Origin of the sequence: Anaerovorax odorimutans DSM 5092 (assembly GCF_000426305.1) — a bacterium.
GTDB classification, from domain to species: Bacteria; Bacillota; Clostridia; order Peptostreptococcales; family Anaerovoracaceae; genus Anaerovorax; species Anaerovorax odorimutans.
This window is the reverse complement of record NZ_AUFC01000009.1, coordinates 64,025-81,008: the sequence shown is the minus strand read 5'-3', so window position 1 is coordinate 81,008 and position 16,984 is coordinate 64,025. Positions and strand designations below refer to the sequence as shown.

Genomic DNA, 16,984 nt, shown 5'->3' with positions numbered 1-16,984 from the left:
CTAAGGATTAAAAAATTTATAAAATAACAGGACAAGCAACTGCAAGAATTCTACTATTACAATATATTAAGGCTATAGATGTTATGTGTGTCTCTGCATTGATTAATCAATGAACAATAACAAAAATATATGCATAATATAGAGTATCAAAAAAGGAAGGGGTGTCGACATGGGCATACCAGCATTAAATATTACGGCCCAAACTACTCTGGGAGCAAAATTGGTGCTATCAGCAGCATACTTTGAAGCCAGTTCTGCTGAAATTATTGGTGCAGAAGGCAGTAAACTCCAGAAAATTATCGCTGCTTACTCTGCAGGCAGCTTAAGCATAGATGCACTTACTACTGTTAATAGGCAAATATCCACTATGATGAGCGCATTGTCAACTCTTGAGAGTACAATCGTAAGAAAGATTGCAGCTGGAACGAGCATTTATACTTCTGGTTTATAATAAAATGCCGGCATTGCCGGCTTTTTTAATGAATAATAAACAAACAATACTTTAATAGTGAGGAGCATATATGGTAGTTAAAAAATTATTAGTTAAGAAAAATGATAACGCTATGGAAGATCATAAAAATGCTCATAAAAACTTATATAGTCAAGAAGAGTTGCACAATACCGAAGGGAATTTGCTGGTTGACAAAAAAAGTTATTATGTTCATAACAGTTCCTATATTGATGAGAATGTGAAAATAGGAGAGGGAACTAAAATATGGCATTTTTGTCATGTTCAGAAGAACACAGAGATAGGTACAAACTGCAGTATAGGTCAAAATGTAAATATTGCATTAAACGTAAAAATTGGCAACAACGTAAAAATTCAAAATAACGTTTCTATTTATGAAGGAGTAGAATTGGAGGATTATGTTTTTTGCGGACCATCTTCGGTTTTTACCAATGTCAAATTTCCCCGTAGTAAATATCCTCAAAAGGGAACTGAGTTTTATGCAAAAACACTGGTAAAGGAAGGAGCTTCTTTAGGGGCTAATTGTACGATTGTGTGCGGAAATACTATAGGAAAACATGCGTTTATTGCTGCAGGATCGGTAGTTGTTTCTGATGTTCCAGATTATGGGTTTATGATTGGAGTGCCAGCCAAACGTAAAGGATGGATCTGTGAATGCGGGAATAAACTTGATGATGAATGGAAGTGTAATAAATGTAATAAAAAATATGTGGAAAGTGATGGGAAGTTAAGCGAGGTACTTGATTATGCAGATGAATGATCTTTTAAAACAATATAATACGATTCAGGAGGATGTAGAAAAACGTATAGCCGGAGTGTTTCAACATGGAAAATTCATTATGGGACCTGAAATAGAAGAATTGGAGAGTCAGCTTGAGCAATATGTAGGTGTAAAACATGCTTTGACCTGCTCAAGTGGTACAGATGCACTACTGCTGGCTTTGCGGGCCTGGGGTATAGGTCCTGGGGATGCTGTATTTACTACACCATTTACTTTTGTAGCTACGGCAGAGGTTATTGTTCGTTTAGGGGCAACCCCGGTTTTCGTAGATATTGATCGTCATAGTTTTAATCTAGATCCAATGAAATTGGAAAAAGAGATTACCAGGGTTTTAAAGATCGGCGTATTAAAGCCAAAAGTTATTTTATCTGTTGATCTGTTTGGATTACCAGCTGACTATGAAAATATTAAGTCCATAGCGGATCAATATAATCTTAAAATCCTTGAAGATGGAGCACAAAGTTTTGGAAGCAGTTTAAACGGCAAAAAAGCCGGAAGCATGGGAGATGCGGCAGCTACCTCTTTTTTTCCTGCAAAACCGTTAGGGTGCTATGGTGATGGCGGAGCTGTATTCACCGATGATGATGAACTGTATAAAATCCTTAAATCGATTCGTATTCATGGGCAAGGCGAAGACAAATATAACAATGTGAGGATAGGTTTAAACAGCCGTCTTGATACAATACAAGCCGCCGTACTTCTATCAAAATTGCCGATTCTTAATCAAGAGCTTGATCTTAGAAATTGCATTGCATCATTATACAGTAAGAAATTACAGGGCGTGGTTCGTCCCCCATCTGTAGAGGAAGGGTACAAATCCAGTTGGGCACAATACTCTATTCTGAGTCAAAATGAAAAGGAGAGAGACTTATTGAAGAATAAACTGGCAGAAGCGGGCATATCTACTGCAATTTACTACAAAACTCCATTGCATCTGCAGCCTGTTTTTAATCATTTAAGTTACAGAGAGAATGATTTTCCAATTGCTGAAGATATAAGCAAAAGAATTTTAAGTTTACCTATGCATCCATACTTGACAGAAGAAGAGATAGATTCAGTTGCTAATATACTCCTCGTAACTCTCAAGCATACTGCAAATTGATAAATGTTTTATTTATAGGATTATTTAAAAAAATAAGTTTATAAAAACTGAGGTGTAATAAATGCAATTAGATAATCAGGATAATATCAAGGATATTTTAAACATAAAACATGAAGAATTACAAGAAGATCTCATGAATAAAATCATGAGCCGAATGGCTGTTATTGGTATAGTGGGCTTGGGTTATGTAGGCCTTCCTTTGGCTATTGAAAAAGCCAAAGCAGGTTATAAAACGATTGGATTTGATATTCAAAAAAAGAAAGTGGATATGATTAATAATGGGGTTAATTACATTGGAGACATATTTAATAAAGATCTCGTTGAAATTACTACGTCAGGTTTATTAAGTGCTACGAATGATTGGAACTTTATTAAGGATGTAGATTGTGTAGCAATATGTGTACCCACTCCATTGGATGAACATAAACAGCCGGATTTAAGTTACATTAAAGAGTCTGTAAAAAATATTTCCAAGGGACTCCATGAAGGGATGTTGATCGTACTTGAAAGTACTACCTATCCGGGAACCACAGATGAACTGGTGAAGCCGTTATTAGAAAAATCAGGATTGCGATGTGAAAAAGATTTTTTCCTTGCTTTTTCTCCTGAAAGGGTTGATCCTGGAAATCTGATTTATAAAACTCAAAATACTCCTAAGGTGGTAGGTGGTGTTGGTAAAAGAAGCACACAATTAGCTGTTGCATTATACCAAAATGTTCTATCTGGGGAAATATTTGAGGTGTCCAGTTCTAAAGTTGCAGAAATGGAAAAACTTCTTGAAAACACATATAGAAATGTAAATATTGCACTAGCAAATGAAATGTGTATTATATGCAGCAAAATGGGAATAGATGTATGGGATGTGATTGAGGCTGCAAAAACAAAGCCATATGGCTTTCAGGCATTTTATCCAGGACCGGGAGTAGGTGGCCATTGTATTCCTCTTGATCCCTACTATTTGACTTGGAAGGCAAAAGAGTACGATTACCATTCTCGTCTGATAGAAGCAGCCGGAGAGATTAATTCTTATATGCCGCAATATGTAGTAGAACGAGCTATGAAAATATTAAACAAATATAAAAAAGCACTAAATGGTTCTAAAATACTTATATTAGGTGTTGCATATAAGCCGGATATTCGTGATTTCCGAGAAAGTCCGGCATTGAAAATTATAAAAGAACTGATTGAGCAAGGGGCAATCGTAAGCTATTCTGATCCTTATATCCCTGATTTTAAATGGAAAGGGATTGATTTAAATAGCGTGGAGCTTACCGCTGACGAAATTAAAAATGCGGATATGATTATTATATCTACGAAGCATAGCTGCTATGATTATGAGTTCATTCAATATAATGCGAAACTGATTTTTGACACCCAAAATGCCATGGAGCATATTAAAATTAGAGATAATATAGAAAGAATTTAAGTTGGTAATAAAGTATTTCGGTAAAAAGATCTCTTTAGTTTTCTATTTTTATAAATAAATCCTGTGGTTGAGCTATTACAAAATAAGAGTCTGCTAAAAAGTAGATATTATGGCACTAGTTTTCAAATCATTCATAATATATTATAACCATTTAATTATAAACCTACGATTCTATTTCAAAGATAAATTAGAAATATTTTTTGAATAGGGGGATAGGTATTTAAATAGAAAACAAAAAAGCCATCCTAATAATCTACTGATCTACCGTTTTTATAATTTAGAAATACATGAATTCATAATTTGTATATTTGAATGTGTAGATATAGTTTGTTATTGGACAGCGCATGGAGGAAAAATAAAGTGGATTATAATATAACTGGTTTAGGCCAAAATATAATTGTGTCAGCTACACAATTTGAAACAGCAGTGGCAAGCATTTTATATACACAAGCCAATTATCTGGATACGTTAATTGAAAGAAATGAATCAACCCAAATTTTAATGGAAGCAAATGAACAGATATGTTGTTTGGTTTGCGGTATAAAGTGTATTGAAGTGAACATTGTCGACAATATTGAAGAAGGTATTAAAATAAGACCTCAGTATAGATATCCTCAGTATAACTATCCGCATTATAGGGTTCAGTTTTAAAGGAGGATGAAAGGGGAAAATATGATTTCATTATGCGTAGTTGGAGGAGGACGATGGGGAGAGAACCATATCAGAACATTATATGATATGGGCAATCTTGTAGGAATTGTTGATGTAAATCTTGAACGGCTGGAATCCCTTAAAAGTATATATACCGGAATTAAGGGTTTCAGCAGTTTGGAAGAAGCAATTTCCGGTGGTTTTGATGGATATGTGATTGCAACGCCTGCGAAAACTCATGTTGAATTGGGAAGAAAGCTGCTGGAAAAAGGCAAAAATGTTTTAATTGAGAAACCCTTGGCCTTATCATCAAAGGATTCAGAAACTTTAATAAGGATGTCGGAACAATATGGCGGAAAACTAATGGTTGGGCATCAACTGTTATTTCATCCGGCCATAATTAAAATAAAAGAACTGATTGATAAAGGAGTGATAGGAAAAATTAGATACATCAGTACATCTAGGTTAAATTTAGGGACTGTTCGACAAAAGGAGGATGTTATATGGTCGTTTGCACCACATGATATATCACTGATAAATTATCTTACTGAACAGCTTCCCATAGAAACAAAAGTATTAGGATCATCATTTTTGCAGCCAGATATCCTTGATATGGCCAATGTTGAGCTGACATATCCTGAAAATGTTAAAGCTTTTATAACCGTCTCATGGCTATATCCAATAAAAGAGCAGAAGATTATTATAGTTGGCGATAAAGCCATGATTTCATTTGATGATTGTTCACAAGAGAAAAGTATTTTTTTGCATAAAAAAAGAATTGAGATGAAAGGGAGCTGCCCTGAAAGTAAAAATGAAGGAATTGAGAAAATAGATTATGTCTATTCTCAACCATTAAAAAATGAACTAGAATATTTCATCCAGTTAATTAGTAATTCTGAACGTATGGAATATGGGAGAAATGGTCATGAAGTAATTAAGCTGCTTGAAAAAATAACAAGAGATATAAAATCATAGAATTCTGTACCTTGCAATGATTCGGGAGGCTTACAGGGCTGGCCCAAGTTAATTAAGAAAACCAAATACAATTGTCAAGATTGACAAGTTAAAAAATTCAAAATCTAAATATTTGGCCCATGACAGCTAAAGATTCTAGTTTTCATGTACGATTATTGGAGCCAAGTAAAGTTAAACCTATATCATTGAAAAAACTCAAATTTGCTGTATAATTAAATTTACAAATTATAAATAATATGCAACTGGACTACAAAAGGAAAAGTTATTGAGAAGTGAAATATAGTAAATGTATGGATGATACTAAACCTTTTTCTCTTTACAAAAATTGTGGCAGACCGTAAGCAAAAACGCAAGAATATATACCACCTTGCCCTGATTTGTCATCTTTGTTGTAAAAGAATCGTACTGCCATAGTGTTAAAAATCAGATGAAGTTTTCATTAATTTTTGATATAATAAAAATCATGTTAACCATTCAGACGATGATCAATGGAGAGGAGAATTCCCTATGGGTAGGACGCTCAGTTATTATCCGTTTTTTACAGCAGTCATTACCATTACCGCAATCATAGCAATCTGTTCTTTCAATATGTATATGACGGTAAGGCATAGAAGAAGCTATTTTACTGCTAATATATATATCGTATCATTATTCACTGTAAGCTGGTTGATTTTTAATATGATGAGTTCTGCTGTATTTGTGCTTTCCTTATCCAAAGTATATTATCAGATTGCAAGGTTATCCTTCATGCTTATGTGGGCTAGTATCAGTGTTGGACTGATTGTAATATTTGTTTGGAGTAGAAAGAATAATTATCAAAATTTGTCTCCTAATATACTTAAAGCTTTGTCAAGTGTTGATGACATCGTTTTTGTGGTAGACCGAGATGGTGACATTACTCATATTAATCATCCTAAAAAATATACCTATTTGTTCGGGAATATTGAGGAAATAAACCAGCTTATTTCTTTTATGGAGTTAAATTGTTCTGCATGTTGGAAAAACGGCAAGGGGATTGACGCAATTAAAGGCACTGCAGAATGTGAGCTTACATTTCATGATGCAAAAAAATACTATATTCTTAAAATTACTCCTATTGTAATTAATGACAGAAGCCAATTGGGATATACAGCAGTGCTTGAGGATATTTCCACAATGAAGGAAAGTGAAAAACTTTTACAGGAACGCAATTATTATCTGAAACAGGCAAATGAAAGATTGTCAAATTATGTGCGTGTTGCAGGTGCCTTAGATGCTGAGAAAGAACGGTTGATAATTCTAAAACATGTGCAAGAAACATTGATTTATGATATTGAAAAGATATTACTAAACCTTGGGAAAGCTAAACAAAATTGCTTTGAGGATTGCTCATATCATGTTGTTATGAAAAATCTAGCAACTCAATTGCGTGAAGTATATTGTACTGTGCGGCATGCTGTTAGCAAAATAGCAGGAAAGGAAGTGTAAGATATGATTCGTATTTTAGTGGCTGATGATCATTTGTTATTTCGTTCTATGTTAGAAGAAATGTTGAGGCGTGATGATGAGTTTGAAGTTCTTGCTTCCTGCTCCAATGGTAATGAAGTAATAGAATGCTGCCGAAGACAAACGCTTGATATCGCGTTGTTAGACATTGGAATGCCTGGTAAAGGTGGTATAGAAGTTTTGAAAGATATTAAAGAATCTTTTCCACAGGTGAAAGCAGTTATGCTGACTACCTTTGAGGATGATGAAAATATTAAGATGGCTGTACAACTTGGAGCCGACGGATATCTAATTAAGGATATGATGCCTGAAACATTAATTATGTCAATAAAGTGCATTTATAATAACATGGTATTGTTTCATAAAGGTGCATATAAATTGCTGCAAACAGCAGTTACAGATGTACACGGAACAAAAAGCAGAAAAGTAACAATTGATAATATGGTGTTTGATACGGTTGATATAAGAATTCTTCAGCTGATTGTACAGGGAAAATCTAATAAAGAAATTGGTGCCATATTGAGTTACAGTGAAGGTACCATTAAAAATAAAATATCTAAGCTTCTTTCTGTAACGGGATTTTCCGACCGAACAGAGCTCTCTGTTTTTGCCATTAATCATGCCATGGTTTAACATTTACAATTCTAGGGAGAATTCCGTGAATCGTAAAACCGGATTCGCCATCAGAGGCAAAGCTTATATTCCCGCAAAGATCTGTAAATCTTTTTTCAATGCCTGTAAGACCGTAATTTTTTTTTATATTTTTACAGCCCTTTCCATTATCCACGGCATAAATCTCGACCTTCTGTGCATGATACCATAAAATAAGGTAGATGGTCCTAGAGTTGCCATGACGAATTGAGTTGGTGATTGCTTCTTGACATAACCTATATATGGCTTCAGTCTGCATACTGCTTAGTTCATAAGGATTTCCATGAATATTTATATCTACATGGATATTATCGTTTTTAAGAAAATCAATTGCTTTTGTTAAGGTCGTTTGTCCCCACTTCATTTCGTTTCCGCTGAGAGTGTTGCGTAGATCATTGAGGCTTCCAGTTAGAAGTTCTTCTATTTGTAATGCTTTCTTTTTTGCTTGTTGAGCTGTTTCTTCTGATGCAAGTTCAGCAGTACCTATTACAACGGTTAAGCAATGTCCTAAAATATCATGGACGTTTTGAGCTATTTTAGATTTTGTTCGGGTTATAGCTAATTCTTTAGTATCCCTTGCCATTTGATCCAAAAGTTTGTTTGATTTCTCAAGATCTTCATTTTGCATTAAAAGTAGAAGATGGTTTTTGTTAATTGCAGTAATATCATGAAAATTAAGCAGAAGATGTCCGTTTTTTAAGTTGGTTTTTGTGACCTTGATATAGCGATCATCGGTTAACATAATCTCTATATCCCATTTTTTGCTATCTGTGATAAATTCTGAAAACAACCCTTCAGGGATATTCATCAAGTCTTTTGTGTATTCAACCAATTGCTTAAGTGTTAGCTGTTTTTTGTTCAGATTTAGCATGGATAAAAGGGTGTTGTTAGCTCCATAAAATCGGTGTTCTTTGTCAACAAATATTATTCCTTGTGGTACAAGGTTAAATAGACTAGTAAGTGAAACCGGAGACATGTCAAAATACCGGAATTTTAGGGCAGGAAACATGAACAATATCAGCGAGATGGAAGCGGCAATCGGTGAGAAATCGAAAATCGGAAACGGAAAAATCCATGGGAACAGGTTTATTTTAAACAATATGTAGTAAACATTAGCAGATAGTGGTAAGAGTACAAATATTGCAAACATATTTCCCAGACTCTTTTTTCCAGCGAAAAATGACTGTTTTGTAAACTCATGTGCAAGCAAGTAGATTCCGATGATAAGGTAGATATAATGAAAGCTTTGTGCGACATAAAATGTTATACCAAAGCGATCCTTATAAATATCAAAATAAGAATAGAAAGACATGTGTAAGGGGTTCGTAACAATGGCTATGAATGAAGCCATTGGTAAAATTGACCACATGATAATTTGTTTTTTTGATGGCAGCCTGTTTTTTGAATGAGTATATGCAAAAATTAAAAAGCAGATGCTAAGAAAATCAATTGCAAAGTATTGAGTTACAATGAAGAACCACCTAAGTTCTATGATTGGAGATATCGTTTTGAGAATTTTAGATATTATCCAAAGTGTAATCATGCCAACAACTGAAAGATAGCTAAACAATAATGGAGACTTTTTTGCTCTGAAATAAATGTAAGAAGTAAATAAAATAAGCAGCATAAGTGTAAGAATATGTGAAAGGATTATGGAATTGAATTCAACCGCCAGATTTTCAGATATTTCCATACTGCTTCCTCCTTTTTATGATTAATGCCCATTCTAATGTAATGAATTATTATATCATGACACAAGATGCCAAGCATGATTCAATGATTTCTACCTTGCAGCAACGCTGTCTCAATCGTAGAAATCATTATATCATGACACAAGCAACCAAGCATGATTCAATGATTTCTACCTTGCAGCAACGCTGTCTCAATCATAGAAATCATTATATCATATTTATATCATACAAATAAATACAAGAAATGCCCTATGAGTCACTTAGTTGCTGCTCTTCAGGGCATTTTTTATTACTTTAAGTGAAAAATCATGACCTAACGCATGACCTTTGACACTTTTTATATGACCGTAATAGTAGATATAATTGAACAGAAGATATTGAAGATAAGGAGGCGGATGAATGTTTAACAAGCGTGCTGTGTTTGAGATTAAACAGAATTCAATAGGAAATTATTATTTTACTTTTAATGATTCACAATGCAAAACTACCGTAATATCACGTAGCTTCTCCAATCGTGCAGAGCTTGAGACCTGCCTTGCCCATATTAGAGATGCGGCAATGGTTGCTGATGTTTGTGACTGTGGCAAACAGCGTAGCATACCTCCATATTTTCTAATGCAAAGTGATGAAGAAGGGATAACATTTTCACTGATTGGATTTCATGGTGAAATTATTTTTAGCAGTGTGCCCTATTTAAGTGAAATGCAGTGTAAAGAGGCAATTAGCACTTTAAAAGTTTCATCACAAAGAGCAGGCATAGTAGATCTAACAATTGATTAACAAAATGAATAGGAGGTAAACAAATGGCGTTTTTTGATAAGCTGAATGATATTGCAAAAAGCATTGGAGACATGACAAACGATGCAATCGAGACAAACAAATTAAATAGCAGAATAACTGATGAAAGGGATGCAATAAATGAATTGATATGCCAAATTGGCGAGTATTATTATGAAAAGCATCGCTTGGGAGATACGGTTGATACAGAGGTTTACGAGAGGATGTTAGAAATTGATCAACATTATGATGCCATAAAAGAGGCAGAAGTACAGTTAGACGCAATCAAGGTGCAAGCATCAGTTGACTCTAATTCGGGTGATTTGACCGTCGAAGGCGGCATAATTTGTCCAATTTGTGGCAAGCAAAATGCCTACGAAACCAAGTTCTGTCAAGAATGTGGTAACAAGCTGGAACAACCGCAGCACAAAACTTGTCCTTCTTGTGGCATGATTGTGACAGATGGACTAAAATTCTGCGGTGAATGTGGTACAAAAATGGAATAAGGGAGGTAATATTTATGAATGCGAAACAAATTTTCCAAAAAACAATGCCATTTAATATGGCAAAGTTGGCGTTGGGCATAGCGACTGTATTACTATCTGCCATTTTATTTGCCATTCTTATGGGAATTGGCTGGTTGTTTGGCGAGGGTGGCATGGGAATCACCTTTATCATTTGGCTGTGTGGAACAGGTGTAATACGCTTTATTATAATGCATTATATGGGATATCTGATTAAGGCCGGACATGTTGCGGTTATTACAGAGGCAGTTACCACTGGCAAAATTCCCAATAATCAGGTTAAATATGGAAAGCAGATGGTGACAGAGCGCTTTGTTACATCAAGTGTATATTTTATTGTAGATAAGCTGGTTACTGGCTCGGTTAAACAGATTCAGCGAGGGGTTGGAAAAGTAGGAGAGGCATTTGACTTTATTCCGGGAATGGGTGCGATAACAGGATTAGCTCAGTTTTTTGTTTCTATTTCTCTTGGATACATTGATGAATGTTGCTTGGGATATACATTTTATAAAAAAGATAAGAGTGAATTCCAAAGCGCGGCAGATGGAGTAGTTATTTATGCCCAGAACTGGGAAATTCTTTTGAAGAGTGCAGCAAAGACCATGCTGAAGGTCTTATTACTTATGCTTATCATTGCACTGGCAGTGTTTTTACCGGTAGGACTACTATTTAAGCTATTACATTGGAGTCCTCTAGTTGCCTTTCTATTAGCGTGCTTGATTGCTTGGACAATCAAATTTGCTTTTATTGACAGCTATATAATGATTCAAATGATGACTTCATATATGCAGGTGGCACCCACAACTCATATTACTTTTGATCTCTATCAAAAGATGTGCGGGATATCAAGCAAGTTTAAAGAGCTTTTAAATAAAGCACAGCGGGATAAACCTACAAACCAGTCTTCTTCCGCAGGAACGGATATAAATACGATAAATGAATCATTACAGCAAACTGCCAAAGCGAAGCCAATATTTTGTGGAAAATGTGGTACAGAAAATGAGCATGGAACAAAGTTCTGTGGTTCCTGTGGAGAAAAATTATAAAGGAGGAAGTACTTTGAGAAGAAGTTTATTTGTCCTTTTTATACTTACTATTGCTAGTTTATTGGCAGGTTGTTCTTCTATATTACAGCAACAGGATAACACATCAAATACAATATATCCAGAACAAATAGCTGCTAAAGAGAAGGCTCTTTCAGATGCTTCTGACAATACAACATTGGTTGATTTTGGAAATAATGAGATAACGCCCTATCAATTCTTAAATCTGATTTGTGCAAACGCAGAAGAGTTGTCATTTACCTACTCTGTTGTGGGTACTGATAACACGATGAGAACATTTCAAAAATCAGGGGATGTATCGGTAGAAACTTTTATAGCACATGATATGAATGAAAATGCTGTGCCTGTGAGAGAACTTGAAAAAGCTGGAAAGGTACATTATATAATGGATGATAGCAAAATTATCAAAACCTATCTAGCTCCGGCAGAGGACTTTCTGCTATATAAGATGTTGATAGCAGCTAAAACTGTCCCAGACTTAACTGTCAAGACTGACGAGTATTTCTTATATGAACACACTCTTCCTTTTGAACAGGATGAGAGCTTACAGTTCAAGTATCGCTTCTATATGAAGGACGGAATGTTAAAGAAGTTAACAATATCATTAGGCGATGAAGAGGGTAGTACTTATGAATTTTCAAAGTTTCAACAGGAACTATTAGATATAACAGCTTTTGAATATCCGAAAGGATATATAAAAGAAGAATTTTCCTACAAATACACAGGGGAGCATATGCCCCCATGGTGGGAAATCGGAAATGATGAATAGGAGGATATTACTCATGAAAAAAATTATTGTAAGATGGTTAGTTCCAATTTTTGCCATAGTACTTTTAATAGGGCTTGTAGGTTGCGACTCATCAAGTCATACAAATCAAGAAGGTTCAAAAAGCATGGCTAATAAGTCAGAGAATGTCGTGGCAGGGATGCCGCAGGGCTTTCCAAAGGAAATCCCCATTTACACCGGCGCACAAGTTATCGAAGCAGACAATTTTAACGGTAACAACTATACCATTCTTTACAGCGTAGATGCTGATTATGATAAAATTGTGGATTTTTATGTTGATACGTTCAATCTAGATAAATCCGGTGTGGGCGAAACGGAATCTTACTTTGAGGGAGTAGATTTTGGTGATGTCTTTATTAAAGGGCTTACGATAGAAGAGACGGGCGATGCGGTAAACGTATATATGACACTTCGAAATGACGGGCAGGAAATTTCAGAAGAGGACAATAGCGCTAGCGAGTATACTGATTCCAATGTGATGACGTATGACACCGCTGAAGTAGTAAACTTGGATAAAAATTATCCTCAAGATGTGGTACCAATTTATCCGGATGCAAAGGTTATTGGATGTTCTATGGTTCCTGGGAAAAGCAGTGGATTTGTAGACCTCTTGTTACCGGCAGATGCCTTTGAGGATGCAGTGCTCTATTATACGGATGAACTGGGATTAAAAGCAGAAAAGAATAACACTTCAGTCCAGAAAGCAGTACAGTTCAAAGGTGAAATCGACAATATAAAAGTTGCAGTATCCATTAGTCACTTACTAAATACGGGGAATGATCCATTCGTACAAATTACATTAAATGAAAAATAACTATTATCAATATATGGAGGATAATTATGAAACAAATAGCAATGTTATCTCTCGTTTTGCTTCTCTTGCTATCTGGTTGTACAGGGCCTTCGGATTCGGACACATTATCTCAGGCGGATACGAAAAAAAATCAAATGGAATCTGATTTACCAGAGGTTACAGGGCTTAGTAAACAATTTGATATTGAGTTTTCCTATATCAACAAAGTTTATCAGTATGATCTTCAGGCAAAATGGAGTGATGTAGAAATAAAAGCAGAAACTACCCCGTACGAATCTGGAATAGAAGTTTTATTGGACGGAACAACAGAAATGTTTTCTGAATGCGATCTTAACCATTCAGATACCATCACACAGGATGAATGGAGTGACTATGATGAGGATATTGATTTTAATACGTTAGATTTAAACAGCGATAGTCAAGTGAATTTAAAGGAGTTTGAACATTTTACAGGGCAGTTGAACGGTGTGTTTTTATCCCCAAGTTGGCATGCTATATCCCAACCGGGACAGGAGGATTATGCCATCTCCATAGACGAATTTGACCCTCCGGTTTCTTTGAAAATCCTACGTGCAGGAGAAGGAGGGTTTAATGCAGGCGCTGGGGTTGTATTTCCTGAGGGAACTATTTTTATAGAGCTAGTGAGCGAATTTGATGTGGTACTTAAAGCCATGCCAGATTTCGAGTTGGGTCCAGGATTTGAGATGCCGCTTCTATCCATGTATTTAGAAGAGGATTACGAAGAAAATAACCATGGTGCACTGGGATTCAGCTCAGTTGTAAACACGAAGAAATTCAACGCAATTTATGGTGGAAAGCCTTTTTCACTCCATTATGAGGGTAAAGGCGAGTCCGGTGTATTGGATAAATATGATTTAACCATCACCCCAAGAAATTAGTGAAAGGAATGATAGGCTCATGAAAAAACCAATTTATATAATTTGCTTTCTTTTAATAATGGCACTACTGTTAGCAGGCTGTCAGAAAGAGCAAGAAGCAGACGATACAAATACACTATCGCAAAATAATATTTCTGAAACTGATTCGATAGATCCTGCTGAAATGATTGGCGATTCTGGTATTCAAAACGATGGTGCAATGGATCGTTATTTGACAAGTTTTGAATCACAGCTTGAAGCGATTGGACTTAAATTAGAAGACAAAGCGGTAAAGGATGCGGTATCAATAGGTGCATTAGAGGGTTACGGATTTAATATTAACGGCTCACCGTTGGAAGTGTATCTGTTTGACCCGACAAGCAGTGATGAAAAAACAAAGGAAAATTTGAAAACTGCTGAAGAATCCGGGTATATTACCATCTTTGGTGTGGAAATCAACGGGAAAACACCGAAGGCCAATTGCACGTTTCATGATTCTTTGGTCTTGATTTTTCCGGCTGAGGATTATGGGATGACTCACCCTGATAAAGAAGCTATTATACAAGCATTTATGGGGATTTCGTAAATAGTAAAGGATTAAATGATTTGTGCCGCAAGCGAAGCGGCGCGGAATGGAGAAAATTATGATAATAAAAAGATGTCTGAGTGTGTTGGTAGCATTTTCTGTCATGCTGTCACTATTTGTGGGTTTTAGTGTACCGGCTTATGCAGTGGGTGAAAGCGGTACCACCGCAGTTGGATGGGGTACTACGTTTTATGTGACAAAGGATGGAACGCTTTGGGGATTTGGCAAAAATGTGGAAGACTTAATTCCTGGTAGCGGAGACTCGGTTGATGAGCCGGTACAAATCATGAGTGATGTCAAAAGTGTCTGTGCAAACAGATATGCGGTTGTAGTCATCAAAAGAGATGCCTCTCTTTGGTACTGGGGCAGAATCGGTGGGTTGAGCAAGGTAGCACAGCCTACCAAGCTAAGAGATGATGTCACCTCTGTAGCTATTGAGGCCTATTACAGCAATATTATGATGATTACAACCACCGCCGGTGGACTGTATGAGTTGGCTGGTAAAGAATTTGAACAAGTGGAACACCCACAAAAAGTTAAATTTGTGGCCACAGGCGGCTCTAGTCATTTTTTTATAAATGAAAGTGACGAGTTATGGGGATGGAGTACCGATAAGGATGGTGTAGGTAGCGGAGCACTTGGTGTTGGGCATATTGAGCCGGTTCTATCACCTACTAAAATCATGGACGACGTGCAGTATGTTGCCTCCTATAGCAGCAACACCATGATTCTTCGAAAGGATGGTGCTCTGTGGATGTGCGGTAACGGTGTCAGTGGTAAGCTTTATACTGCAAACGGCACAGTGGACGGACCGGTCTTATCTCCGGTCAAGGTGATGGACAATGTACTACATGTTGCTATGTATGATGCTAGATTTATGGCTGTTACAAGAGACAATGCTTTATGGGTGTGGGGTACAAATGTACTTGGAAGCACTTTGAAGGAACCGGAGAAAGTGGCAACTGATGTGCTTTATGCTACAATAGGAGGACATATCGCGGCAATCAAAACTGACAACACCCTGTGGACCGGCGGTAGCAAGGATGGTGTTTATCATGCAGAAAAAAACAGCCATAATGGACTGCGCTTGACGGCACAAAACCTGCAAGATGCACCGGCGGCGTGGGCTTTGGCAGAAGTACGTGAAGCAGAGTATAGAAAGCTAGTACCTCCAGCAATGCAAAGTGATTATAGTAAAATTGTCAATAGAAGCGAGTTCTGTACGTTGGCTATCACTTGCATAGAACAGGCAAAGCAGATGACTATAGAAAGTTATCTTGCCACGCAGAACATTGCAATTCCTGAATCTTCTCCATTTACCGATATTGGTGGACTTACGGAACGGGCAAAAAAAGATATTATGGCAGCTTATGCCCTTGGAATTGTAAGCGGAACCTCTGCTACCACATTTGATCCAAGCAATCAGATTACAAGAGAGCAGGCAGCAAAAATGCTTACAGCGACAGCTGATGCGTTAGGCAAAGATACAATGGCTGATTTTCCTGTGTTTAATGATGCAGATATGATATCAGCTTGGGCAAAGCCGTATATCGGATATGTGTTCGACGCTAAAATTATGTCTGGTGTTGGCAGCAACAAGTTTGACCCCAAAGGAGGGTATCAGAGGCAGCAGGCATATATGACAATGCTGAGGTTATATATACAGCTAGTTTAGATTAAAGGCATTATTATTAATTGAGAGGAGTTGAATATATATGTCAACAAGATTGTGCGTCAGTTGTGGCATGCCTTTAAAGGATGGAAATAAATTTTGTAATGAGTGTGGAGTGTCAGTACCTGTACAGTATGAGCAAACTGATCTGCATCCTGTTCAACCTCAAATAATAGCAACTGCGCCTACTACTATGGCATCGGCTATCCCTACATCAGTTAAAGAACCACAACATACATGTACAGACAAACCAATAAAAGGCAGTTGCTATGAGTCAATTTCTACGAGAGGCTATATGGGAATATTTTTTCTGATGTGTATTCCCATTATGGGGCAGATTCTTACTATTGTGTGGGCCTGTGGTGGGTGTCGTAAAATAAACAAACGTAATTTAGCAAGGGCAATGCTGATTTTTTTGTTAATTTCATTTGTAATTGGTGCTAGCACGTACTTTTTTGGACAGATATTTTGGGAAAGCGTATTGTATAAAATGAGGTTAAATGATGTTTTCCCAAAGGCGGTAGAAATATTGGAATATTAGGAGCATTTAAATACCTGCTAAGAAGTACACTATCTAAATAGGTTAAAGACCATCCGTATAGATGGTGAATAAAAAATAGTCGCCATTCAGGAGGATGCAGTATTCCAAAG

19 protein-coding genes are annotated in these 16,984 nt (G+C 36.4%); 18 read left to right on the top strand and 1 reads right to left on the bottom strand.

The window, feature by feature from the left end; genetic code table 11:
* The first annotated feature begins 169 nt into the window (after positions 1-169).
* From K292_RS0105100 to K292_RS0105065, 8 genes are all read left to right on the top strand, one after another.
* Positions 170-451 (top strand): hypothetical protein, encoded by a 282-nt coding sequence (locus K292_RS0105100; protein WP_027398933.1) that lies wholly within the window; start codon positions 170-172, stop codon positions 449-451.
* Between the two features lie 70 nt (positions 452-521).
* Positions 522-1,229, top strand: coding sequence for an acyltransferase (locus K292_RS0105095; protein WP_245570825.1), 708 nt, complete (start codon positions 522-524; stop codon positions 1,227-1,229).
* Entirely contained in the window at positions 1,216-2,352 is a 1,137-nt protein-coding gene (locus K292_RS0105090; RefSeq protein ID WP_027398931.1) for a DegT/DnrJ/EryC1/StrS family aminotransferase, read from the top strand. Before K292_RS0105095 ends, K292_RS0105090 begins: the two co-directional genes overlap by 14 nt.
* A 61-nt stretch (positions 2,353-2,413) precedes the next feature.
* On the top strand, positions 2,414-3,778 hold the full coding sequence (locus K292_RS0105085) for a nucleotide sugar dehydrogenase (protein ID WP_051280357.1): 1,365 nt from the start codon (positions 2,414-2,416) through the stop codon (positions 3,776-3,778).
* Between the two features lie 360 nt (positions 3,779-4,138).
* Positions 4,139-4,429 carry a hypothetical protein gene (locus tag K292_RS0105080; protein WP_027398929.1) on the top strand — a complete coding sequence of 97 codons (291 nt, stop codon included), beginning with the start codon at positions 4,139-4,141 and terminating at the stop codon, positions 4,427-4,429.
* 6 nt (positions 4,430-4,435) lie between these two features.
* Complete coding sequence (locus K292_RS0105075; protein WP_027398928.1) at positions 4,436-5,404, top strand: Gfo/Idh/MocA family protein; 969 nt, start codon at positions 4,436-4,438, stop codon at positions 5,402-5,404.
* 507 nt (positions 5,405-5,911) lie between these two features.
* A complete protein-coding gene (locus K292_RS0105070) occupies positions 5,912-6,871 on the top strand; it encodes a transcriptional regulator (RefSeq protein ID WP_027398927.1) in 960 nt (319 codons plus the stop codon).
* 3 nt (positions 6,872-6,874) lie between these two features.
* Positions 6,875-7,522: a response regulator transcription factor gene (locus K292_RS0105065; RefSeq protein ID WP_037372554.1), complete on the top strand. Its 648-nt coding sequence runs from the start codon at positions 6,875-6,877 to the stop codon at positions 7,520-7,522.
* Here K292_RS0105065 and K292_RS0105060 read toward each other — a convergent pair.
* Positions 7,503-9,233 (bottom strand): histidine kinase N-terminal 7TM domain-containing protein, encoded by a 1,731-nt coding sequence (locus K292_RS0105060; protein WP_027398925.1) that lies wholly within the window; start codon positions 9,231-9,233, stop codon positions 7,503-7,505. The genes K292_RS0105065 and K292_RS0105060 overlap by 20 nt on opposite strands.
* Positions 9,234-9,289: 56 nt before the next feature.
* On the opposite strand from K292_RS0105060, the gene K292_RS18500 reads away from it, so the two are divergent.
* The 10 genes from K292_RS18500 (at position 9,290) to K292_RS16035 (ending at position 16,874) form a co-directional block, all read left to right on the top strand.
* Positions 9,290-9,466 (top strand): hypothetical protein, encoded by a 177-nt coding sequence (locus tag K292_RS18500; RefSeq protein WP_156900478.1) that lies wholly within the window; start codon positions 9,290-9,292, stop codon positions 9,464-9,466.
* Between the two features lie 164 nt (positions 9,467-9,630).
* Complete coding sequence (locus K292_RS16045) at positions 9,631-10,011, top strand: YegP family protein (protein WP_037372553.1); 381 nt, start codon at positions 9,631-9,633, stop codon at positions 10,009-10,011.
* Between the two features lie 23 nt (positions 10,012-10,034).
* On the top strand, positions 10,035-10,514 hold the full coding sequence (locus K292_RS17730; protein ID WP_027398924.1) for a zinc ribbon domain-containing protein: 480 nt from the start codon (positions 10,035-10,037) through the stop codon (positions 10,512-10,514).
* Positions 10,515-10,528: 14 nt separating this feature from the next.
* Positions 10,529-11,578, top strand: a complete 1,050-nt coding sequence (locus K292_RS0105045) for a zinc ribbon domain-containing protein (protein WP_027398923.1) — start codon at positions 10,529-10,531, stop codon at positions 11,576-11,578.
* 13 nt (positions 11,579-11,591) lie between these two features.
* Positions 11,592-12,365 carry a hypothetical protein gene (locus K292_RS0105040; protein ID WP_207637157.1) on the top strand — a complete coding sequence of 258 codons (774 nt, stop codon included), beginning with the start codon at positions 11,592-11,594 and terminating at the stop codon, positions 12,363-12,365.
* On the top strand, positions 12,355-13,197 hold the full coding sequence (locus K292_RS0105035; protein ID WP_156900477.1) for a hypothetical protein: 843 nt from the start codon (positions 12,355-12,357) through the stop codon (positions 13,195-13,197). Before K292_RS0105040 ends, K292_RS0105035 begins: the two co-directional genes overlap by 11 nt.
* A 26-nt stretch (positions 13,198-13,223) precedes the next feature.
* Entirely contained in the window at positions 13,224-14,096 is an 873-nt protein-coding gene (locus tag K292_RS0105030) for an EF-hand domain-containing protein (protein ID WP_027398920.1), read from the top strand.
* A 58-nt stretch (positions 14,097-14,154) separates the two neighbouring features.
* Positions 14,155-14,661 (top strand): hypothetical protein, encoded by a 507-nt coding sequence (locus K292_RS0105025; protein WP_156900476.1) that lies wholly within the window; start codon positions 14,155-14,157, stop codon positions 14,659-14,661.
* 379 nt (positions 14,662-15,040) lie between these two features.
* Positions 15,041-16,336: an S-layer homology domain-containing protein gene (locus tag K292_RS0105020; protein WP_169515427.1), complete on the top strand. Its 1,296-nt coding sequence runs from the start codon at positions 15,041-15,043 to the stop codon at positions 16,334-16,336.
* A 40-nt stretch (positions 16,337-16,376) separates the two neighbouring features.
* Positions 16,377-16,874 carry a zinc-ribbon domain-containing protein gene (locus K292_RS16035; protein ID WP_051280355.1) on the top strand — a complete coding sequence of 166 codons (498 nt, stop codon included), beginning with the start codon at positions 16,377-16,379 and terminating at the stop codon, positions 16,872-16,874.
* The last annotated feature ends 110 nt before the right edge of the window (positions 16,875-16,984 follow it).